At 45.7% G+C, this 21,970-nt stretch carries 17 protein-coding genes; 9 read left to right on the top strand and 8 right to left on the bottom strand.

Annotated elements, in window-relative coordinates:
* Nucleotides 1–48: 48 nt before the first annotated feature.
* The 8 genes from sov to GJV22_RS06555 all read right to left on the bottom strand — a co-directional run bounded on the left by sov (nucleotide 49) and on the right by GJV22_RS06555 (nucleotide 13,863).
* Nucleotides 49–7,593, bottom strand: coding sequence for a T9SS outer membrane translocon Sov/SprA (gene sov, locus GJV22_RS06520; protein WP_163710410.1), 7,545 nt, complete (start codon nucleotides 7,591–7,593; stop codon nucleotides 49–51).
* 18 nt (nucleotides 7,594–7,611) lie between these two features.
* On the bottom strand, nucleotides 7,612–8,196 hold the full coding sequence (gene ruvA / locus GJV22_RS06525; protein WP_163710413.1) for a Holliday junction branch migration protein RuvA: 585 nt from the start codon (nucleotides 8,194–8,196) through the stop codon (nucleotides 7,612–7,614).
* Between the two features lie 91 nt (nucleotides 8,197–8,287).
* Nucleotides 8,288–9,385, bottom strand: coding sequence for a 4-hydroxythreonine-4-phosphate dehydrogenase PdxA (gene pdxA / locus GJV22_RS06530; protein WP_163710416.1), 1,098 nt, complete (start codon nucleotides 9,383–9,385; stop codon nucleotides 8,288–8,290).
* A 188-nt stretch (nucleotides 9,386–9,573) separates the two neighbouring features.
* Nucleotides 9,574–10,107, bottom strand: coding sequence for a nitroreductase family protein (locus GJV22_RS06535; RefSeq protein ID WP_163710419.1), 534 nt, complete (start codon nucleotides 10,105–10,107; stop codon nucleotides 9,574–9,576).
* A gap of 119 nt (nucleotides 10,108–10,226) precedes the next feature.
* Nucleotides 10,227–10,727, bottom strand: a complete 501-nt coding sequence (locus GJV22_RS06540; RefSeq protein WP_163710422.1) for a hypothetical protein — start codon at nucleotides 10,725–10,727, stop codon at nucleotides 10,227–10,229.
* Nucleotides 10,728–10,988: 261 nt separating this feature from the next.
* Nucleotides 10,989–12,002 (bottom strand): aldo/keto reductase, encoded by a 1,014-nt coding sequence (locus GJV22_RS06545; RefSeq protein ID WP_163710424.1) that lies wholly within the window; start codon nucleotides 12,000–12,002, stop codon nucleotides 10,989–10,991.
* Between the two features lie 134 nt (nucleotides 12,003–12,136).
* Nucleotides 12,137–13,162 (bottom strand): 23S rRNA (adenine(2503)-C(2))-methyltransferase RlmN, encoded by a 1,026-nt coding sequence (gene rlmN / locus GJV22_RS06550; protein ID WP_163710427.1) that lies wholly within the window; start codon nucleotides 13,160–13,162, stop codon nucleotides 12,137–12,139.
* A gap of 20 nt (nucleotides 13,163–13,182) precedes the next feature.
* The gene (locus GJV22_RS06555) at nucleotides 13,183–13,863 is read right to left on the bottom strand and encodes a ferredoxin--NADP reductase (protein ID WP_163710430.1); all 681 of its coding nucleotides are present in this window, start codon (nucleotides 13,861–13,863) and stop codon (nucleotides 13,183–13,185) included.
* A 128-nt stretch (nucleotides 13,864–13,991) separates the two neighbouring features.
* On the opposite strand from GJV22_RS06555, the gene yidD reads away from it, so the two are divergent.
* The 9 genes from yidD (at nucleotide 13,992) to GJV22_RS06600 (ending at nucleotide 21,872) form a co-directional block, all read left to right on the top strand.
* Entirely contained in the window at nucleotides 13,992–14,267 is a 276-nt protein-coding gene (gene yidD / locus GJV22_RS06560; RefSeq protein ID WP_238480289.1) for a membrane protein insertion efficiency factor YidD, read from the top strand.
* A 249-nt stretch (nucleotides 14,268–14,516) separates the two neighbouring features.
* Nucleotides 14,517–15,251 carry a sulfite exporter TauE/SafE family protein gene (locus GJV22_RS06565; RefSeq protein ID WP_163710433.1) on the top strand — a complete coding sequence of 245 codons (735 nt, stop codon included), beginning with the start codon at nucleotides 14,517–14,519 and terminating at the stop codon, nucleotides 15,249–15,251.
* Between the two features lie 115 nt (nucleotides 15,252–15,366).
* Entirely contained in the window at nucleotides 15,367–16,233 is an 867-nt protein-coding gene (locus GJV22_RS06570; protein WP_163710438.1) for a metal ABC transporter solute-binding protein, Zn/Mn family, read from the top strand.
* A gap of 38 nt (nucleotides 16,234–16,271) precedes the next feature.
* Nucleotides 16,272–17,042, top strand: a complete 771-nt coding sequence (locus tag GJV22_RS06575) for a metal ABC transporter ATP-binding protein (protein ID WP_163710442.1) — start codon at nucleotides 16,272–16,274, stop codon at nucleotides 17,040–17,042.
* Nucleotides 17,026–17,862, top strand: coding sequence for a metal ABC transporter permease (locus GJV22_RS06580; protein ID WP_205461758.1), 837 nt, complete (start codon nucleotides 17,026–17,028; stop codon nucleotides 17,860–17,862). The genes GJV22_RS06575 and GJV22_RS06580 overlap by 17 nt, the downstream gene beginning before the upstream one ends.
* A gap of 276 nt (nucleotides 17,863–18,138) precedes the next feature.
* On the top strand, nucleotides 18,139–19,230 hold the full coding sequence (locus tag GJV22_RS06585) for an SGNH/GDSL hydrolase family protein (protein ID WP_163710446.1): 1,092 nt from the start codon (nucleotides 18,139–18,141) through the stop codon (nucleotides 19,228–19,230).
* Nucleotides 19,231–19,471: 241 nt separating this feature from the next.
* Nucleotides 19,472–19,777: an HNH endonuclease signature motif containing protein gene (locus tag GJV22_RS06590; protein ID WP_163710449.1), complete on the top strand. Its 306-nt coding sequence runs from the start codon at nucleotides 19,472–19,474 to the stop codon at nucleotides 19,775–19,777.
* A 149-nt stretch (nucleotides 19,778–19,926) separates the two neighbouring features.
* Nucleotides 19,927–20,409, top strand: coding sequence for a hypothetical protein (locus GJV22_RS06595; RefSeq protein WP_163710453.1), 483 nt, complete (start codon nucleotides 19,927–19,929; stop codon nucleotides 20,407–20,409).
* 713 nt (nucleotides 20,410–21,122) lie between these two features.
* Nucleotides 21,123–21,872 (top strand): DUF6261 family protein, encoded by a 750-nt coding sequence (locus GJV22_RS06600; RefSeq protein ID WP_163710456.1) that lies wholly within the window; start codon nucleotides 21,123–21,125, stop codon nucleotides 21,870–21,872.
* Nucleotides 21,873–21,970: the final 98 nt, after the last annotated feature.

A 21,970-nucleotide genomic window follows, 5' to 3' on the forward strand; every position in this document is an offset into this window, starting at 1 on the left:
ATTCCCCTAAAATACGGATGTGAGCGATTTAAATACTGAGCTGCAGGTTTACTGCGCGAGTGTAAAACGGAAGCTTAACCCAAAGCTGGTTGTTGCAGTCGGAAATGCCGAACTGGTGAATGGCTTGTTGATGACTTTATCGTAGTACATGCGTAACTGGAAGCGGTCGCTCAACATATAATCGGCTGAGGTTTTAATGGTAACCGCCTTCTGGCCGGCTGTCAACTGGTTGTCATCTTCATCTAGTTTGCGTAAGAGTGTTTTATTTTTCCGGAATGCCAGGTCAGCACGAATGTTTAAGTCGTTGGAGTAGGCCTTTTGCCCGCCACGCGATTTAATAATCAAATCCATTCGCGGGAAACGGTATCCGAACCCGAATGAAAATTCATTACTCAAAACTTCAGTCAGCTGGTTATTGGCAAAGTTCAGGGTCAGGTTACGGCTTCGCTTAATTTCAGCGCGGGTCGACATGTCGTTCAGCCAGGTCACATCGATATTAATAAGCGGGCTGAACTGCTCCGTAATACTGACTGCTGTAATGTCATATTTTGCAACAAAATCGCCGTTCAACTCATTCTGGATATAGCTCCATCCGTCGTCAAAATCCTGATCATCATATTTCAGATTCGTAACGTACGAACCAATATTATACGACGATCTGTAAGCGTGATTCAAATTGATAGACTTGGCCACTTTATTCAATCCTTTAATCTTGGAAACAACGCCATCGTATGTTATCCGCCAGTTCGGACGCAAGTGTTTCAACGAAGGAAATGGCTCCAGTGACACTTTATCAGCCGATTGGCCAGTGTAAGCCGCAATAAAGGATGGAATCAATACCTCCTGCGAAGTTGGCCCATACCCTACCGGGAAACCGGTTGCGGGATCGTTGTCAATAGGATCATATCCTGCTTCGGCGTTTGGCACCCGCCGGGCAGCCAATCGTCGTGCAATAATCTCGCGGTTGTCTAACATTTCCTGGTATGCCTTCGGCACTTTTACCTCGGCTCCACCCATTTTTGAGAAGGCCGTACTCCAGGTGTTGACCGACATGGTAAAGTTCCCCTTCAACGTTCGGTTTGTCGCATTAAAATTACCGGTGTTAATATCGTAGAGGTAATATTCACTGGCATTCTCTGAAAACGATCGAATCGCATTCAGGTCAATCCGCAAAAATGGAATTGGTTCGAGATCTGCTCTGAAACTCCAGGTTTCGTTGTGACTCATAACGTAGGGCGCATTCAAGGTCGTATCCTTTGTAATCCACCCTTTCTCGGCAGCTTTACGGGCAAAATCCTCATCCTGCCATCCAAACAAAAAGCCTAAGCCCGGAGCATTTGACGAAGCTATCTGCCCGAACTTTGCTTGATCGGGGGTGTAATGCCCTGCCCCAAAAAAGCTTGGCTCAGGCATGTAACCGGGAAGTAATGTACCATCGGCAGCAGAATAAGTGACATTGAAATTCTTCACCATCATCGCTGTTCTGGCTGCATATTGACCGGTTTTGTACAGCCAATCATTCTCGATGCGACGTTTACCTGTTATTTCAATTCGCCCGGCATCAACTTTTGTCCGACTTTGAAAGCTGATTTGGTTATCATCGATCACTTTAACCGTTCCCCGTACCTGTTGTCCTTCAGCGTTGAAAACCTTCACCTGAACGTCCTTGGTTTTCATGCCGTGGTCCACAACCCTGGCCGTATTTGCTTCAAACGTAATCCGGTTGTCTTTATAGGAAACATCGCGAATGCGGAACTCTGCCTCTTTCTTTTGTTGCTGACCGGCAGCCTTGCTCCTGCTACTAGAGCTCCGGGCCGATCGTGTACTGGCTCCAAATTTCTGGTTCACTTCTTTCAGGAACGGAACTTTGTTGTACAGATTAATGAAAGACATTTGTCCGTTCGCCTGCATGATTCGTGAGTTCTCGGCAACATTACCCAACTCGATGGTCTCATCGGTAATTGTTCCCGCCGTCCAGTCAAACATGGCCTGATAACGCCCTGTTGCAGTCACCCAATTAAACAACGGAAATTTATTAAGCGGCACCTGGTAGGTTGCATTAAAGCTATGGTGATACAAAATTGGACGCCCCAGGTCGAAGAGGTTTTTAAGGATTGAATCCTTTTTCATTTGATAGTCGTCATCATTGCGGTTCATCCGGCCCAAAGGCTCATCAATACGTGCCGTACCCTGCGATGAGAAATCGATTTTCAACGATCGGGTCAGGTTATAGCGAAGATCGAAATTCCGTCGCCAAATAAAGTCCTTCTCAACTGTCAGCGGAATCTTGAGGTCCGGATTTGAAACATTCCGTGTTTGAACTTCTTTGTAGTACCGATACAACTCGTTCCGGTACGAAATCTGCGTTGGCATCAGATAGAAGTTGAAGTCCCGCACCAACCTCAAGGCATCGCCCCGAAGAAGCTTCGATCGTTTGAACGGCTCATAAAGTGTCGGTCGATTATTGAAGTTATAGTTGAGTGCAACGCGATAACTCTTTTCAATGCTGTATGCGGTGTTCACATCACGCTCCCGTTGCTTATTCAGGGCAAATGAAGCTGAAAAGTTAGTTGGATCATACAGGCGTGGCTTGCCCGATTTATTCATTTTATCGACCTTCACATTGTTCAGCACAACGCTCGTTCGTTTGGTGAGATCCTGCGCCATATTTTTGATGGAATCCCGTTCTGCCTTTGAGCCGGCATTGGCCAATGACTGTTCCATGGTAATGTCCGGATCGAGCGGATTATATTTCGGATTGCTGACACTTTTTGAAACGCCAACATACAATGGAATCCGTACCTGTGCTTGTTTAGGGAAAAAACGCCCCAACTCAAAATTGGAAGAAATATCGTATTCAGTCAGGTCATCCATTGAGCGCTCGTTAGCACTTTGGTCAATACTACCAAAGCCAACTGAGCGGTGTCGACCAGCGACCACCACTGAACCGAAATCGGCCAACCGTGCCGAAACGCGCATATTGGCTGCCCAACCTCCTTCATTTTCAAGCTCGCTCAACCGCAGTTCATTCGCCCAAACCTCTACAGACATGGGAAGCTCTGTCAGATCGCCCGACTTATGCCGAATCCCCATCATCATCACCTCCACATCCCCCAGGTTGGGATTACCTTTTATTTTCACCCGGTTTTTATCGTCATTCCATCCTTCGTGAGCAAGCTCATAAATATCCGAAAATTGAATGGCCGATCCGGCTTGACGCATCTCTTCATTTCGCGCCAGTTTGGCCTCAGTAAACAGTGAAAGGGGGATATTAATTCTGTTCGCATCCGGCCAGACAGCCAGACGGTCGGCCTCAATATTACCGTTGTAAATGCCAGGATCAGTTAAGCTAAGCGGCAACTCGTATTCGTAATAATTGTAGTTGTAATCGGAACCAATGCGGATAAAGAACGACAGATCGTCGTCGCGCAGATCCGAACCTTCGATTGCTTCCGCGTGAACTTCGAGTTTCAGTCGTTTGTAACGACGGAAGTCCATATTGATTGATTTGTAGGAAGCACGAGCATCTCCTTGTTCCAGTTCCGATACTTTCAATGTCATCGACTGTTCATTCAACTGCAACAACTGCGCATTGGCCGGATCAATAACCCGATCAATCCCCGGAGGAAGCACGTAGTTAACTGGCTTCCGATCGCTGTTTTCTTCAATATTGACAGCCGAAATATCGAAGGTCGTATTCGTTCCCAGGTTATTGCTGTTCTCCTCCAAATCATCGGTATACCTGCGCCAGTCGGCCCGGACCAAATCCAACGTCGCAAAACGCAACACAACCGGATCCTTAAAACTACGCAGAAACATCCGCATAAAACGAATGGAGCTAAAGTCAGAAATATTACCAACTGCTTTCTGCGGCTGTTTGACCGGCACTTTAAATTGGTACCATTTAACTTCACCTACAGTTCCGTTGGCCAATGTAACACTCGCAGTACGAACATCCGAAATATTATTCTGCCCTAACTGCATATCTTCGGGGCGAATGCTGACGCGATACTGGTAATAGCGTTCGTATTCACTCAGCGTATTGTCATTATTAATGTCTTCTCCATCGGGTAAGGTTGACGATGAAGTCGTATACGATTCGGGGGAAAGGGATGCCGGTCTCGAGTTCCCTTCGGGGCCATTGTACTTTTTATACCGATCCAGGATACTGACTTCATTCTGATCGTAATCTGTTCCCCTGTAATAATGATAATCATCACCGGCTGGGTCTTCCAGAAAGCCATTAAAGGTTTCCGGATCCAATATGTTCTTGACTGCCGCCAGATACCCGTCGTAAAAGCTCTGCTCATCAGAACTCGACAATCCGTCAAAACCGACATCTTGCCGAAGAATTGCATCGGGATCCGTCACAAAACTGTTCGTAATTTGTGTTTTCGTTGAAACGCGTCCCCAAATGGTTGAATCCACATCTGTTATCAGGTCGGTTTCCGGCAAACCATTCTCAAACGATTTCCTTGAATCTTTCAACACATCTTCAGAAACATCACCAAGGTTGAAATATAAATCACCTCCGGCCATCTCATTCAAGGTATCATTTACAAATGGGTCCATCACCCAGAACTCGATATACTCAATATTGGCTGCTTCAAAATCGGTGGTTTCAATCTTCCGCATGATACCTCCCCAGCGAGACTCCGGATCAGCCAGACTACCGTCCAAATTGATCCCGGCAGAATAAAAGGAAGGATTTGTATCGAAATTATAAGGCCCTCTTTCTGACGGATGAAACTGCAAATCCAACACCGAAATATTTGTAGGCACACCAATCTCAACATCCTTATCAGGCCATATTTCCTGTTGATAAACCTCCCGCACTAAATGATTGGATTGCTGATCCTTATCTTGCTTAATATGACCTGGTGTTTGAGCGGTATTTCGCAAGAAAAGCGGATCAATGACATACCAGGAAAAGTTTGCCCGGTTATAGCCATAGGCTAAATCGTCATCCAAATCGCCTTCGGGAAACAAATCTGTCTGATTTTGAGGGGTACTGGCCAACATCCAGGCTTGCCGTGCCCGCAAATCGATTGACGTTTGAGTCGATTCAAAATCATCAATATATACCGTTCCATCTGTCACACTAGAGTTTCCAACAATCAACTTAGCAACTTCAGCCTCAACCGCAACTGTCGATTTTTCCTTGGTTTCAATAAATGGTAGCTTATCGACTAAGCGGGTCAGCAACTGCGATTCGGTATTATAACTCAAATCCATTCCGAGCATCGTATTCGAAATGGGATCTTCCCCATAGTTCACTTTTTGGGTCAATGGGCGTTCGCTCATGTGCAAGATCGTTCCACCCAGGTTGAAGTTATCCGAAAAGGCATAATTCGCATGGGTTCCCAATAACGTCTTTCGCTGCACCGAGAACAAATCTTCACTTTCGGTTGACACCTGCAAGGAAGTTCCCGATTCGAGATAAGTTGGGTTGATGATTTTCACCCGCCCCAACGTATAATCGACTGTGTAATCCAGCCCTTCTGTCAGCGTAATTCCACCGGCGGTGACGTTAACCGATCCTTGCGCCAGGTTAACTGTACCCAATGAGATTTCGGAACTTGAAGCCCCGCTATAGCTTCCCTGAAGCACATATTTGTTGTGCTCAGCATCTTGCTGAGCGTATGTTTTTGTTGAGTCGTACAAACTTTGGTAAACGAACTTGTCCTTGTAAACCTGGTCGGTGATTGAGTCGGCCAGGAAGGAACCAAAGGGCTCCACCGAAGGGAAAATAACGCGCCCCGTTGACGACTGCACCGTTACGCCTTCAATAAAGTCGAACAAACCGTTACTGCCGGGATCAAGCTGCGAATTCAGATTATCAAGATTCAGCACATTCAGTAAGATGTGTCCTTCCAGATTCGACGCTGGCAAATAATTCACCAAGGTACCGGTTGATTCATTTTGGTAAAGCACGTGCAATTCAAAATCTTCACTATTCAGGGAATAAGCATTCAGATTATACACGTTTTTCATCATCAGTTTCCAGGTCGGCAACTTCGGAGAAAGGTTGGTTCCCTTTAGCAATTTCAACACCAAAGTTTCAGGAGCATCAATTCCGTCGTTTGAAAATTCCCCAACCTGGTATGTTTTCCCATTAGCGGTATAGTTGTACGCAACCGCTAAAACCTCATCCGTATTTAAGGCCGAATTCAGCGAGATGTATCCCAATTGCAGGTTGACAGTATATTCAGAAGCACTCAACTTGCGAGCCTGTTCAATCTTTTCAAAATCCTGACCACCAACAAAGCCATCGGACGAAAAACTATTCATTGTCCGGGTAATTTTCGACACATCCCGAATATCAGAATAATTATCAATCAACTCCTTGTACATTTTATTCGCTTCACTGAATGGATAAATATTGTCAGGATAAGGCAAGCCGGTTTCACCCGCGAATGCCGGAACCCTATTGTAAATATTTTTCGTGTGTTCTGCCAGGTCCATTAACGCCAGAATATTCCGGGATTCGCTGTAATTTCCAGACTTATTGGTCACCCAAACTTCAATTTTATTGATGGTGATAGCCGATTGAACTACCGGTAAGTTTCTTAGCGCCTGGTCGTAGGTGTCGTGGAAATATTGAGAAAGGAAAAAATGTCGGTTGCCATCGTATTCTGAAGCTTTAAGCTCGAAAGAAGTTTTTTGTGCTCCACCTTCGATGTCCACGACTTTTGTTTCCCCTTTGTTTTGCGAGAAAACAGTTGAAACAAAAAGTTTCCCGAATTGCATATCGGTTTTAACCCCGAATAAATTGGTAGCCCCCGTTATTAAAGATCCGTTTAGCGGCAAAGAAACGTTTCCGGCATCAATCTTTTTAATGATCTCATCCTCATCGCCTGAGTACTCGAGGTTCATTTTATTCTCGTAGTCGAAGGTCGCCTCGGTGTTGTAATTCACCCTCATTTTCATCTTCTCGCCAATGCTACCATTGACATTCATCTGAATTTTCTGGTTGAAATCGAACGATGGAACTTTGCGCAATCGCTCCGGAATGGACGGGTTTTCAGTTGAATTCATTTGATAACCAAAACTCACTTCAACAAAACCCTGTGGGGTAATATCAATGTTGTTCCCGCCGAATATCCGGTTAAAAGCCTCGCCACCAACAGACAGTCGCGGAATTAATCCTTCGCGAATTTCCTGATCCTGATCGCTGGTCCGTTTTCGCCAGTAGTTTTGAATCGAATTTTGAAAGTCGTAACGAACGTATTCTTCCAGCGACATTGCTTTGGGGAGCCGATAATTGAGATCACCGATTTTCTCCGTCAAAATATACTGTCCGGTAACCGGATCGTATTCTACTTCAGTACGAATATTGGAAGGTTGTTTCAGAAAGAGGCCTGATTTTTTATCGGCATCGGAGTAATCAAATTCCTTTCGGTCTTCAAAAGGATAAACCAATACTCCGGTCGTATCAATATCGAGCGTGTCAACCCAACTAGTATCTGCAGGTACTGACGAGAATTCTCTTAATCGATCAGCGGGGTCAATATTAGGCACCGAAGTCCAGCCCATAGCCAGAACCCCTGAAAAAATGACCGTGATCAATGAATTTCTCAGAAATGTTTTCAATACCGCGTCTTATCAAAGTTACAGGCTCTTTAGGGCCGTTTTAATCATCTGCTCAACGGTTACTCCAGGATTTGATTTCAAAATTTTATCGATTTCCTTTTCCACATTCTTGCGAGTAAAACCGAGCATGACTAAAGCAGATAACGCTTCATCGCGGATAGTATTGTCTGCGCCGGTCATTAAAATTTGATCGCTGGCCGGCAGTTTGCCTATTTTATCTTTCAGATCGATGATCACTCTCTGAGCGGTCTTTGCGCCAATCCCCTTGATACTTTTCAGCAAATTGACATTTTCTTCTAAAATGGCTTTTCGGATTTCATCAGGAGTTAGCGACGAAAGCATCATCAGCGCGGTACTAGAACCAATTCCACTGACAGAAATTAATAGCCGGAACAACTCCCGCTCATCGTGATCGGCAAAGCCATAGAGCAAGTGAGCGTCTTCGCGAACGACCTGGTGAAGAAATAATTTAACGGTCTGCTGCCCGTTGACAGCAGAATAGGTATTGAGAGAAATATGGAGAAAATAGCCGATTGAGCCAGCCTCAATAATGGCAGTAGCCGGAGTCAAACCGGCTATTTTCCCGGAGATATATTCATACATAACAGAGCATTATTGTTGGAAGTAGCGAACTACTTCCATTATCGATTCATACGAATGAATGGTCGTGAAGAATTACTTCCACAGGAACCAACTAAAGCGTTGGTTCTTCATCCACGAAATCAACACTTTCGTCTACCTGATTCGGGTTAATTTCGTATCTTTTCAAGGGATTCTTGCTGATCTCACGATACAGTTCACGGCTTTTGTGAACATCGATTGCCAAGTACATCGCTTCGCGGAACGATTCCGGAGATGCTTTTCCTTCACCGGCAATATCGAAAGCAGTTCCGTGTGCAGGAGATGTCCGAATCACGGGCAACCCAGCAGTGAAGTTAACTCCCCGTTCAAATGAAATGACCTTGAACGGCGTTAAGCCCTGGTCGTGATACATGGCCAAAATCGCATCAAACTTCGTATAATCACCTGATCCGAAGAAACCATCACAAGGATATGGTCCAATAGCCAAAATACCTTCTTCTTTAGCTTGTTCGATAGCCGGAATGATAATCTCTTTTTCTTCCGAACCCAATAAACCACCATCGCCGGCATGCGGATTTAATCCCAAAACAGCAATCCGTGGTTTTTTAATGCTGAAATCCTGCTCCATCGAAGCAGAAATAATCCGTAGCTTCCGAACAATAGCCTCCTTGGTTATCAACTCAGTTACTTTAGTCAGCGGCACATGGCTTGTTACAACACCAATTTTCATCATTTCGCTAACCATCAACATCACATAGTTCTTCGTATCGAATTGTTCGGCCAAAAACTCGGTATGTCCGGGAAAATTGAATTTTTCGCTTTGAATGTTGTCTTTACTGATTGGGCCTGTTACCAAAGCATCAATATTTCCTGCCTTCAGGTCATTCACTGCAGCATCCAAAGCCATGTAAGACGCTTCACCGGCAACATCTGAGATTTTACCTAATTCAACACGGATATTGTCGTCGATGCAATTAATAATATTGGCTTTCCTGGAATCTGCTTCGCCGGCATGTTTGATGGAATTGAAGTTGAAATGATCCATATTCAGCGCCTTGCGGTGATAAGCTGCCACCTTTGGAGAACCATACACAATGGGCGTACACATTTCAAGGATCCGTGGATCGCTTAAGGTTTTCATAATCACCTCGTATCCAATGCCGTTTATATCCCCTTGAGAAATCCCTATTTTTATTTTATTTCTGCTCATTTTTACTTTTGCTATTCGTTATAACCACAAACTCACAATCCTTTTCGATTGTTTAGTACCGTGTAAATTTAATTCTAAAATCTACTTTATCAAAAAAGATTACTGAAGCACACTTTGTTGTTGCACTGAAGTCAGAATCTGACTAAAAACACATGCATTTTCGATCGGGCAACAAAGGCGCATCCCGACTATTCCGATCTATCTGTAAACTTATTTAAATGAATTTTCTCCCATTGTAAATCCGCAGCATCTTTAGCTTGACGCTCCTTTACCGGATACCCAATAGCGATGATGCTCAACACTTTCAAGTTTGAAGGAATTCCCAATAAGGACTGCACATAACTTTCGGCGTTCAGTCCTTCGCTGTGTTCCCGTCCGTGAATTTGAACCCAACAGCTACCCAAACCGAGAGATTGGGCAGTCATTTGCAAAAAAATAGATGCTACAGAACAGTCTTCAACCCAAGCTTCCGTTTTGGTATCGTCTGCAGCCACAACAACAGCCAGCGGAGCTGTTTCCAGAAATTTACTCCCAAATGGTTTTGATGCAGCCAGCCCTTGAATCAATTCCATATCCTGCACAAAAACAAACTCCCAGGCATTGGCATTTTTCGAAGCTGGTGAACGCAATGCCGCTTCTTGCAATAGTTTCAGTTTTTCGTTGTCAACAGTTTTTTCTGTGAATTTGCGGATACTCCGTCTTTGGCGAATAATATCGATCATGACTTTTGGTTCTTAATTTTGATTGACAAAACAAATACATTTCAACGACATATCCACATGTCAGCGATTGGCCGACAAAAAGGAAAGGAAATTTTAAAGGAAGAAGAGTTTGTTGGTCATTAAATCAGGACAAACAGCACAACCAACAATATAAACAGCATGAACAAAACCAACTGATTTCGAACAAACAGCCCGAGCAAGATCAATACTTCCAACTCTTCCGCATCAGCTGAATAAATATCAATCACTCCCCGATCTTTTGTAAGAAATTCGTGACTTTGAAAAACGATTATTTCTTGTCCGTTGTATTTCCACGACCAGCGCGATTGCCAGAAATTCTTTATTTCCAACTCAAAACGTTTTCCATTTAACACCAAATCGCTTTTGGGATTGAACAAGTTAATCATGATTGTCGCCAAATGCGCTTGGTTGGTGGCATCCGAAATCTCCAACTTCGACAGGAAAAAATCCCGACTCAACACAAATCGCCGCCCATTGATGGTGGCCAAAGCATCTGAGCTGAAAAAATTGTTCCAGTCAATCACCCCAATCTGATCACCATTGCGGGTAATTGTCAGTTTATTCTTAAATAATCCTTTTGACCAAACCAATCTATCCATATCATCCACTTTTTTTTGGAAAATGAACTGCAATTTAACTAATTTGAAACAAATCCAGATAAGGAAATTCAATAACTAAATGCTTAAAAATGTTAAAAATTGCCGTGAAAAATCGTTCAAAATGACTTTTGGTAATAGAATTCACCAAAATGTAATCCCGAAAATTAAGATAAATGCAAAAAAGCAGGCCCCAACAATAAGCGAAAAAGCGCCTTCATGTTTCAAGAAGAAGCTCATAGGGATATTTTCCACCTGCGGGAATTAACTCCTGTACCTCCCTTGCCGCTCTATCATCCAACCGGGATACTCGGGCGGCAATTTGCTAATGTCATTCAACTCTTCCAATTCCTCACCGCTCAACTGCACGTCAATCGCCTTTAAGTTGTCTTCCAGCTGACTCATTTTCTTGGCCCCTACGATCACCGATGTAACTACCGGTTGATGACGCAGCCAAGCCAATGCAATTTGCGCGACACTAACCTCTTTGCTTTCCGCTATCTTTTGCATGACATCAATGATGTCAAAAGCTCGTTCTTTATTTACCGGAGGGAAATCGAAATTAACGCGACGCCCTTCCTCGGTAGTGGCATTGCGACTGTATTTTCCACTCAGTAAACCGCCGGCCAGCGGACTCCAGACCATCAATCCCATCTTCTGGTCCAACAACATCGGAACGACTTCACGCTCCAAATCCCGACCTGCAACCGTGTAATAAGCCTGAAGCGAAACAAACTTCGCCAAGCTATTTTCTGCCGAAATACCTCGGGCTTTCATAATTTGCCAAGCCGCCAGATTCGAACATCCAATATGGCGAACTTTACCACTTTTCACCAGTGAATCCAAGGCATCCAGCGTTTCCTCAAATGGGGTGAACGGATCGAAACCGTGAATTTGATACAAATCGATGTAATCCATCTGAAGTCGTTTCAAGCTTTCATCAGCTTGCTGCAAAATGTGCTTCCGGCTCAAACCTGCCATGTTGGGCCCTTCTCCCATTGGTCCGAGTACTTTTGTGGCTATCACCAAGTCATCGCGATTCAAGCCCAAATCACGAATTGCCTGACCGGTCATGATCTCGCTTAAGCCTTCACTGTAAACATTCGCAGTGTCAATGAAATTAATCCCGGCGTCAACCGACGTTCTCACCAACGCATTGACCTCTTCCTGTGGTAAGGTGCCAATAGCCGTCCACATGCCACGACCTCCAAAAGTCATGGTTCCCAAACAAAGCTCGGACACCTGAAGTCCGGTGTTTCCTAACAAATTGTATTTCATTGTTTCGTGTTTTTTGTTTGTCAAACAAAGTTAAGGCAGAAAGAACAAACCACCGCTATCGTTTGCTTTCCGATTCCTGTCAAATTCCTCCCAGAACTGAGAAGAAAGAATTTCGCCAATAAAATTCTATGCTATTAGTTCTTTACCAAAGCCTTGGTCGATAGCAATCCACAAGCGGCATAAATATCCTGCCCGCGAGATGCGCGGATGGTTGTGGTGATGCCCTTTTTCTCCAGCCCCTCTTTGAATTCAACCAGCGTTGCTTCATCGGTCGCTTTCAGTGGAGTATCGGGAATCGGGTGAAAACGAATCAGATTGATACGACATTTGATGCCATCGAGCAATTTAGCCATCTCGCGAACATGCGCGGGTGTGTCATTCAATCCGTGGAAGACAATGTATTCGAACGAAACACGCCGTTGGCGGCCAAAATCCCAGTTGCGAATTTCATCCAACACTTCATCCAAGGGGTAAGCAATTTCCACTGGCATAAGCTTTTGACGTTCTTCGTGAAAGGGCGTATGCAGACTGATGGCCAGATGACATTCACTTTCATTCAGGAAACGCACCAAGCCGGGAACAATCCCGATCGATGAAACTGTGATTCGGCGCGGACTCATCGCAAAGCCCCACTCGGAGGTCATAATCTGGGTACTTTTCAACACTTCATCCAGGTTATCGAAAGGCTCACCCATGCCCATGTAAACGATATTGGTAACTTCTTCCCACTCGGGGATATTTCGGATTTGATTGACAATCTCACCAGCAGTGAGCTGCCCCTGAAACCCTTGTTTTCCGGTCATACAAAACAGACAGCCCATTTTACACCCAATTTGGGAAGATACACAAACCGTTTTGCGGTCCTTATCCGGAATCATCGCGGTTTCCACAAACTTTCCGTTACTTGTTGGGAACAAATATTTCTTGGTTCCATCGACGCTTTCCTGAACGCGGGTCGATTCAATCAAGCCAAACGTGTACTTTTCATCCAGAACCTCACGTGCTTTTTTGGAAAGATTCGTCATCTCCTCAATGCTCGACACGTGCTTTTTATAAAGCCAGTCGGCTACCTGCTTGGCTGCAAATTTCGGCAGTGCCAACTCGGCGCAAATGCCCTGCAATTCCTCTAATGTCTTTCCAAATAAAGCCTCTTTTGCCATCGTGTAAATTTTCTGCAAAGTTAGAAATAAATCTCCGCAATAATATTTTCATACGGAACACCTTTGTTAATCAACAAATCGCGCACCTCAACCACCATGATCGCTTTCCCGCAAAGAAAATATTGCACGTCCGTAGGCAGATCACTTTTGCCCTTCAGGAAATCAGTCACACGACCAGGGAACGCATCACACGATTTCTCGCGCGAACAACAGCGCTGGTAGTTCTTCCCCATTGCCCAGTCCAGCTCATCTTCAAAATAAAACTGGTTCAGGTAACTCACCCCGTGAATCAACATTTTATTGTCCGACAATCCGGATTGAAACATGCTGTAAAAAGGGGCAATTCCAGTTCCCGTGGCAATCCACCAAGCCGGTTTTTGACTACCAATAAAACTTCCGTAAGGCTCGGTCAGCAGTACTTTATCGCCGGGAATCAAGCTTGCAAGCTTAGGGGTCAGGTATCCATCTTCTTTAATATTGAAAAGAACGCGTAACTCCTCTTCGTGGTTGCCGCTACAAATACTGTAAATACGTGGTGGCTGAACCCGGTCAACAGCCAATTTCACCACCTGCCCGGGCAAAAAATCCTTTCTGCGCTTCACTGAAAGCAGAAAAACACCCGGCGAAATCTCTACATTTCCGACGACTGTATCCTCATACAGCTTGTGATCCTTCTTAATATACTCTTCGGCTTTGGCCATGTTTTCTATTTTGTCTGCCACTAAAACACGAAGACTCCCATTTGGTTCTTCGGGAAACACATTTTTCGTTTCGTTGAAACCATTCCATTTAATTACCTTTGCCAGCAAATCAGGAATAGATGCAGCGCGTGATTAGATTCATATTAAAGCTTTTGGGTTGGATTCTCTTGGTCCCGATCTACTTTTACCGGGGCGCCATCTCTCCGATTCTGCCCAACTCGTGTCGCCATGTGCCAACCTGTTCCCGATATGCGATTGAAGCCATCAAAGTCCACGGGCCATTCAAAGGTTTTTACCTCGCCACTAAACGCATTTTACACTGCCACCCTTGGGGAACACACGGCTACGACCCGGTTCCTCCCCGCGGACAGATTAAGGTGAAAAAGATGGATCTGAAAAAATAAACCGGGTTTGGTTTAACCACAGAAAACGCAATGTGATAAATTGTCGTTCCCTCTTTCAGGTTTATATCCACTTCATATTTCGCGACCGATCACTTTCTCAAAGCTCCGTCCCCCGAGATTATTGAAGGACACCCACAGCTTTAAATTTAACATTGCATTAACCATAAAATCTCTTTCCGAATTGCTTTTGACGAGGTATTAGCACTACCTTTGATACGCATTTATACTTACCGTATATTTTAAGCGATTATGGAATGGATAATTAGTGTTATTGTGATTCTGATGGCGTCTTTACTGAAAGGAATGACCGGATTTGGTTTCGCCTTGCTGGCTTTACCAATATTAACCATCTTCTTCCCCATGCAAGTCTTGGTACCGGCGATGACACTTTTCAACCTGTTTACCTCTTTATACATTCTGGCTAACATCAAACTAAAAATTGATTACAAATACCTCATTCCAATGCTACTGGCCAGCTTTATCGGGATACCGGCAGGCGTGCAAATTTTGCAATACCTGCCCGAGCGAACCATGGAATTGACCACCGGAATCTCAATTTTCTCACTCTCCATGGTCTTTTTGCTGAGTAGCAATAAAGAAGTTCCGGAATCGCGCAAAACGAAGCCAATTGTTTTCGCCGGCTTCCTAAGCGGATTAATGGGCTCAAGCATGTCAATCGGGGGGCCACCAATTGCGTTGGCGATGAACCGCAAAGGATACGCCAAAGAACGGTTTCGAAAAATGTTCGCTTTGATGAGCGTCATCAATGCTGTCATTGCCACGGTGCTCTATGTCTCCAAAGGAATGTTCCTGGCTTTTTCGCTGAAGTTCGCCATCTTTCTGTTTCCGGTGATGTTGTTGGGTTCGAAACTGGGCGATGTTCTTTCTAAGAAAATCAACCAGATCCAGTTCAAGCGCATGATCCTTTACCTGAATATGGTGTTGGGATTATTCATCGTTGCCCGCATCTTACTCCATCATTGAAAATCGTCTTCGTGTTCAACAAATCAGGTCCTTTCCGGTTAATAGTCGGGTGAACAAGATAATTCCATCCGACTTATTATCTTTGAATTGAAAATTGAGAACACAGAAAACATTCATGAGAAAACTTTTAGCCGTCATATTGATAGCCATATTGGGCTGTACCGGCCCTCAAAAATCGGATAAACCAACCGTTGCTGTTACCATTCTGCCGCAAAAATATTTTGTCGGGAAAATTGCCGGCGATCTGGTTGAAGTCAATGTTCTGGTGCCACCGGGAGCGAGCCCGGAGTTATATGCGCTGATGCCTTCGCAAATGACCGGTTTATCGACAACCCTGGCTTGGCTGGGAATCGGGAAAATCGGGTTTGAAGAGGGCTGGGTTGATAAAATACAACAGAGCAGTCCCAAACTAAAGTATTTTGATACCTCGAAACAAGCCGATTGGATTGCTGCGGAAGAAGAACAACATGGCGACCACGTGCATTTGCATGGTGTCGATCCGCACCTCTGGTCCGCTCCGGATGAAGTAAAAAAGATTGCCGAAGAAACTTACAAAGCCCTGGTTCAGGTTTTGCCCGGGCACAAACAAGTGCTCACGGCCAACTATGCCAAATTTCAAGCTGAAATAGACTCGCTGGATGCTGAACTGAAAGCCACCTTCGACCAATTACCATCGAAGAAATTCCTGATCTTTCACCCTTCCCTCACCTACCTGGCGCGCCAATACGGCTTGGAACAGGTGGCAATGGAACTGGACGGCAAAGAACCTTCACCCAAACACCTGAAAGATTTGGCTGAATTGGCGAAAAAAGAAAATATAAAAGCCATTTTTGTACAAAAGGAATTCAACATGGATAATGCACGGCAAATGGCCAACGAAATTGGCGGTGAAGTCATCCAAATTGATCCCTTAAATGAAAACTGGGCTGACGAACTGCGGAGCATCGCAAGCAAAATTGCCGAGGCAGAACATTTGCAGTGATCAATCGCATTAGCAGCAACAAGAAGCAAGCAACCAGCATGAACAAACTGCTCGAAATAAAGAACCTTACTGTCAGTTACGACCACGATGTGATCCTGAAGGATGCCAACCTGGTTGTTGAGAAGGATGACTTTCTGGGCGTGATTGGGCCCAACGGAGGTGGCAAAACCACGCTGATCAAAGCCTTGCTGGGCTTGGTAAAACCGGCGAAAGGGGAAATTGTGTTTCACATTCCCGAAACCCGCATTGGCTACCTGCCGCAAATTAACCAGATCGACAAGCGCTTTCCAATTACTGTGCTCGATGTGGTGCGTTCCGGCAAAACCGACCGCCGCAGCTTCAGTCTTTTCAGCAATAGTAAAGAAGAGATTTCCCACGCTGACAGCCTGCTCAAAGAGATGGGTGTGTTGCATTTGCGCGACAAAGCTATCGGAGAATTGTCGGGCGGACAAATGCAACGCGTGTTCCTGTGCCGCTCGCTGATGAACCGTCCGGAACTGCTGATCCTGGATGAACCCGACACCTTTGTCGACAACCAGTTTGAAAGCGAACTGTACGATAAGCTGAAAGAATTGAACGAGCGCATGGCCATCATCCTGGTGTCGCACGATGTGGGAACAATTTCCTACTATGTGAAAACCATCGCTTGTGTCAACCGGGGAGTGCACTACCACCCAAGCAACGTTATCAGCACCGAGCAGCTGGCCTCGTACAACTGTCCGCTACAAATTATCACACACGGCGAAATACCGCACACCGTATTAAGCTTGCACGAAAACCACGATCATAACCATGGGCACCATCATTGATTTATTTCACTACGACTTTTTCCTGAACGCCTTTTGGGCCTCGCTGTTCGCGGCGATTACCTGTGGTATTGTGGGAACCTACATTGTTGCCCGACGCATCGTTTTTATCAGCGGCGGTATCACCCATGCCTCGTTTGGCGGCATCGGAATTGGTTACTTTCTGGGCTGGAATCCGTTATTTGGAGCAGCTATCTTTTCGGTGCTTTCCGGGCTGGGCATTCAATATTTCACCCGGGCCGGGCGGCTTCGCGAGGACTCCTCCATCGCTATTTGGTGGTCGCTGGGCATGGCCATCGGGATCATTTTTATTTACTTGTCGCCTGGCTACGCACCTAACCTGATGAGTTACCTTTTTGGAAGTATCCTCACTGTTTCGTCAACCGAAATATGGATTATGGCCGGGCTATCGCTGGTACTGGTCGCCTTTTTCACCTTAATGTACCGGGCCATTTTGTATGTCGCCTTTAACGAAGAATTCGCCAAAACTACCGGATTACCCGTCAACCTGATCAACTACATCCTCATCAGCCTGATCGCTGTGACCATTGTGATGAACATCCGTGTCGTCGGCATCATCCTGATCATGTCGCTGCTGACATTGCCGCAAGCCACAGCCAACCTGTTCACACACGACTTCCGCCACATGATGCTCTACTCGGTCGGTTTCGCTTTTATCGGCTCGTTTGCCGGCCTGCTTTTCTCGTTTTATGCTGACATTCCTTCGGGCGCCTCCATCATTTTCACCCTCGTTTTGCTCTTCGGAATCATGAAAGGCGTAACTTTATTGCTGAATCGCCAAAAACGAAACCATGCCCGCTGACGAACATATCATTTGCCCGAACTGCGGAACCCAGTTCATGAAAGACGAACTGGAACGCGACTGCAGCAACTGCTTTGCCTGCACGGGTTGCGAATGCTACATCTGCTCCAATTGCAGACACGAGATTGTGGTGAAACCCGCAAAAAAACCGGGACTCAAAACGGATTAAAATCGCGCCGGCGATTGAAAACTTCAGCTTGATCTGGTTAAGCTTTAGCAGAATTTGGTAAATTCGGGCGACAAAAAGAATTACCAAACATACCCAACACAAACCCCATGAACATTTTCAAAGGAACACTCCTTATTGTGGCCGCTTTGCTTTTCGCGGCAGCATGTACCGACAAACACGATTTAGTTGTCAAGTATTCGAGCCCCAACATCGATTATTCGGGACGGATTGACACAACCACACACCCCGCTGCCGATTTATTCTGGTCGGGCACCAGCATCCGGATTAATTTTGAAGGTGAATCCATTTCAGCCTTGTTTCAGGAAGAGAGAGGCGATAACTATTACAATGTGTTCGTCGACAACGACAGTGCCTTTGTGCTGCGCCCGGATACAACGAAGCAATACTACCAACTGGCTTCGGGTCTGGCAGCAGGAAAACACACCGTAGAACTATTCAAACGTACCGAATGGGACCGCGGCGTGAGCACCTTCTATGGTTTTCGGATTAGCGGAAACGCGAAGGTGCTCCCCAAAGCCGACGCGAAGAAGCGGAAAATAGAGTTTTACGGCAACTCCATCACAGCCGGTTATGCCGTTGACGATTTCTCGGGGAAAGACCGTTCCGACAGCATCTTTACCAACAACTACGAGAGCTACGCACGGATTACAGCGAGCCATTTCGACGCCGACTACCGATGCATATGCAAAAGCGGCATCGGAATTACCGTCAGTTGGTTTCCGCTGATCATGCCGGAGATGTATAACCGCTTAGACCCGAACGATCCGGACAGCCGCTGGGATTTTTCGCAATACACCCCCGATGTGGTTGTGATCAACCTGTTTCAGAACGATTCGTGGATCGTGAACATCCCGGACAACGCGGAGTTTAAGCACCGCTTTGGCACAGAAGCGCCGAGCAAAGAATTCATCGTTCAGGCTTATGCCGATTTTGTGCGCTCCATTCGCCGGGAATACCCCAATGCCCAAATCATCTGCGCCCTGGGAACCATGGACGCCACCCGCGAAGGATCGGAATGGCCGGCTTATGTGCAGCAAGCCGTCGACCAATTGAACGACGCGAAAATATACACCCATTTCATACCTTTTAAAAAGACACCGGGACACCCCAGTATTGCCGAACAGCAAGAAATGGCCAACAGCCTCATTCAGTTTATCGACGAGCGTATTGCCTGGTAAACGGCAACACCGATAGCAACGGGAAAGGATCCGATCTTTGAAACAGATCGGATCCTTTTTGTTTCCTTCAACCCGATGCCCTAACCGGCCCCCGTAACCCATTCAACTCTTGTGCTATAAAACACAAATGGCCATTTTTCTGAATACCATGCCGCTAGTTTTGATAAATTAGACGTCAACAAACCGAAAAACAGTTCCTGAAGTTGAGAACAAATCAAACTAACCAATAAATCGCAATAATATGGTACGAAACTACAACACCGACAAAGAAGGGAATTCATGGTCGGAAGAAACAAAACGAGCGGTATGGGACAAAGGACGAAACATTCCGGAATTTGCACCCGACCAATGGAGATGGGACGTCGCCGGCAAGGTGATGAAATACGACGACTACGGCGACCGCCAGTCGGAATACGGATGGGAAATTGACCACATCGACCCGGTTGCAAACGGAGGTACCGACGATATCAGCAACCTTCAACCCTTAACCTGGAAACACAACACGCATAAGGGCGATATCCTCGACTGGACTGTTTCGAAAGGATAACAGGCGATTCGATTCGTTTAAACTAAATTTGCCTGATCATTATAAGTTAATCCCTCGCCAATTCGAACTGACGGCGGGGGATTCATTTTGCATTTTTGTTAACTTGCGCCGATTACATCAGTTAAAATAGCCAACGCCGAAACCACGCCATGTTTAAAGTTGAAACAAGCAAAACCATCGCCCCCGAAATGCTGCAAAGCGGCCGTTCATCACTTCCCGAACGGATCGGGGCCAAGTTGAAGGCAATCGGTTTCATCAACATTACGCAGCAAGGCAATAAAATTTCGTTTCACGCCAACCTGACAGATCCTGATGCGGAATCCTTTCAACGCAAATACGGCAACGGCGAGCTCTATATTTCCGACGGCGCGCAGCCCACGATTCGCGTGGTAACCGACAAAACCAGAGACGCCGTATATTCCGTTTTGCTGAGCCTGCTTATTTTTATCGCCGCTAACTACGGTTTCATTTTTCGTTCCGATGTTGGCCTGGCTTTCATCCTGGTGTTCAATGCTATTCTTATTCCGGTGAGCGTGATGCAGGTGCTGCGCAACCGCTGTAACTGCAAAGGCAAACAGGAAGAATTGCTCGATTTGCTCGAAGAAAAACTAAAAGCAGACAGCCAGCAGTAGCCAAGGCCGCAGAAATTCCCGTCAAGTTCCCCAAAATCATTGAAATAGCGAACGAATGTTTGCCCGGAAAAGGTGATTATTTTTTCGTTTATGCAGTCAAACGCCCTCTTCGTCACGCCAAACAGCTCGTTCATGAAAAAGACGATCAAACATAACTTAACCCTCATTCAGTTTTGATAAATTAGCTATAACAAACTGAAAGATAACAAACAGGACCAACCAGATGCTTTCCACATGCCCGAGATTAGACCACGAAAGCCGCATTAGCTTCTGAATTTTTCTGCCACGCACGATTTGAAGAGACGATTTTTCAGTTCGGATTAAACGTTTGCCCCAATTTCCGGGATCTCAATTTTTCATGAAGAGCAGTTTTAGCGCAAACAAGTCGCTGAAAATTTCGAAAACGCCAAAAGACGACGCGCGATGCTGTCGAAAATTTCGACAACACCAAATGGACCCTTTTGGCCCCGTCGAAATTTTCGACAGCATGAAATGGACCCATTTGGTGCTTTCGAAATTTTCGAAAGCATGAAAAGACTCCGATTGGCGCTTTCGAAATTTTCGACAGCATGAAAAGGACCCGATTGGCGCTTTCGAAAATTTCGACAAGAAAACAACGGTCGCAAACAACAACATTGAATTTTCAGGATTCCCGGCAGGGATCGATCTCTTGCCGTGAACCGCCATATTTTTTCACTTTAAAAAAAAGCACGATGGATATTAAAACTTTCTCCCCTTTGTATGTTGGCCGACTTGGCATTAATGATTTGTTCTCGCTCAACCAGGCAACTATTGATACAGCAAACCCGGTTATCGTAGAAATTGGAGGCATCCCCCAGGCAACATTGACGAACCTGGTAAACACCAACTCGGCAATGGGTGCCCGCATGAACAAAGCGCAACGCGAAGAACTCACGCCCAAAGTGAAGGCGGCCGACAAAGACCGTGACCAGTGTTTTGGCGAGATTAAACGCGAAATCTCCGCTGCGGTGAAGTCGCGTAACACAAGCAAAAGCGAAGCCGGTAATAAGCTGAAAATCTTCCTCGATCCGTATTGGGAAATTCATACCGGAGCAATGAACACCGAAACAGAAATTATTGCGGAAATGCTAAGCAAGTATGCATCAAACGACGAATTGAAGGCAGCAGCAGCGACATTGACTATCGATGACTTGTTTACCGAACTGGGTACGCTGAACGCGACTTTCAATGCCTTGTATACCCAACGGAACGCCACCGAAGCATCAGAAGCCGGTCCGTCGGCCAGTAACCTGCGCCCCGATGCCGAAAAGGCTTACGAACAGTTCTGCACAGCTATCGAACAGGCCGCGAACTTTACCCCATCGGCAACCATCACGACCCTGTTCAATCAGCTGGATGTTCTGCGGAAGAAATATGCGCCGCTGATCTCCAAGTCAAGTAATGGCCAACCGGCAAACCCGGCAGCAGAAGCAGCGGACTAAACCTATTTTTTTTTTGTACTGAACGACCTGCGAGCATCAATAACCCCGGCAAAAAACCGGGGTTATTGCATTTAGCCGGTTAAACCTGCGAGTAACTT

The organism is Mangrovibacterium lignilyticum (genome assembly GCF_010882175.1).
GTDB lineage: Bacteria > Bacteroidota > Bacteroidia > Bacteroidales > Prolixibacteraceae > Mangrovibacterium > Mangrovibacterium lignilyticum.

Excerpts from the sequence above, each read along its gene's own strand:
- ruvA (WP_163710413.1), bottom strand. The coding sequence starts at position 8,196 with ATGTATGAATATATCTCCGGGAAAATAGCCGGTTTGACTCCGGCTACT.
- pdxA (WP_163710416.1), bottom strand. The coding sequence starts at position 9,385 with ATGAGCAGAAATAAAATAAAAATAGGGATTTCTCAAGGGGATATAAAC.
- GJV22_RS06535 (WP_163710419.1), bottom strand. The coding sequence starts at position 10,107 with ATGATCGATATTATTCGCCAAAGACGGAGTATCCGCAAATTCACAGAA.
- GJV22_RS06540 (WP_163710422.1), bottom strand. The coding sequence starts at position 10,727 with ATGGATAGATTGGTTTGGTCAAAAGGATTATTTAAGAATAAACTGACA.
- GJV22_RS06545 (WP_163710424.1), bottom strand. The coding sequence starts at position 12,002 with ATGAAATACAATTTGTTAGGAAACACCGGACTTCAGGTGTCCGAGCTT.
- rlmN (WP_163710427.1), bottom strand. The coding sequence starts at position 13,162 with ATGGCAAAAGAGGCTTTATTTGGAAAGACATTAGAGGAATTGCAGGGC.
- GJV22_RS06555 (WP_163710430.1), bottom strand. The coding sequence starts at position 13,863 with ATGGCCAAAGCCGAAGAGTATATTAAGAAGGATCACAAGCTGTATGAG.
- GJV22_RS06565 (WP_163710433.1), top strand. The coding sequence starts at position 14,517 with ATGGAATGGATAATTAGTGTTATTGTGATTCTGATGGCGTCTTTACTG.
- GJV22_RS06570 (WP_163710438.1), top strand. The coding sequence starts at position 15,367 with ATGAGAAAACTTTTAGCCGTCATATTGATAGCCATATTGGGCTGTACC.
- GJV22_RS06575 (WP_163710442.1), top strand. The coding sequence starts at position 16,272 with ATGAACAAACTGCTCGAAATAAAGAACCTTACTGTCAGTTACGACCAC.
- GJV22_RS06580 (WP_205461758.1), top strand. The coding sequence starts at position 17,026 with ATGGGCACCATCATTGATTTATTTCACTACGACTTTTTCCTGAACGCC.
- GJV22_RS06585 (WP_163710446.1), top strand. The coding sequence starts at position 18,139 with ATGAACATTTTCAAAGGAACACTCCTTATTGTGGCCGCTTTGCTTTTC.
- GJV22_RS06590 (WP_163710449.1), top strand. The coding sequence starts at position 19,472 with ATGGTACGAAACTACAACACCGACAAAGAAGGGAATTCATGGTCGGAA.
- GJV22_RS06595 (WP_163710453.1), top strand. The coding sequence starts at position 19,927 with ATGTTTAAAGTTGAAACAAGCAAAACCATCGCCCCCGAAATGCTGCAA.
- GJV22_RS06600 (WP_163710456.1), top strand. The coding sequence starts at position 21,123 with ATGGATATTAAAACTTTCTCCCCTTTGTATGTTGGCCGACTTGGCATT.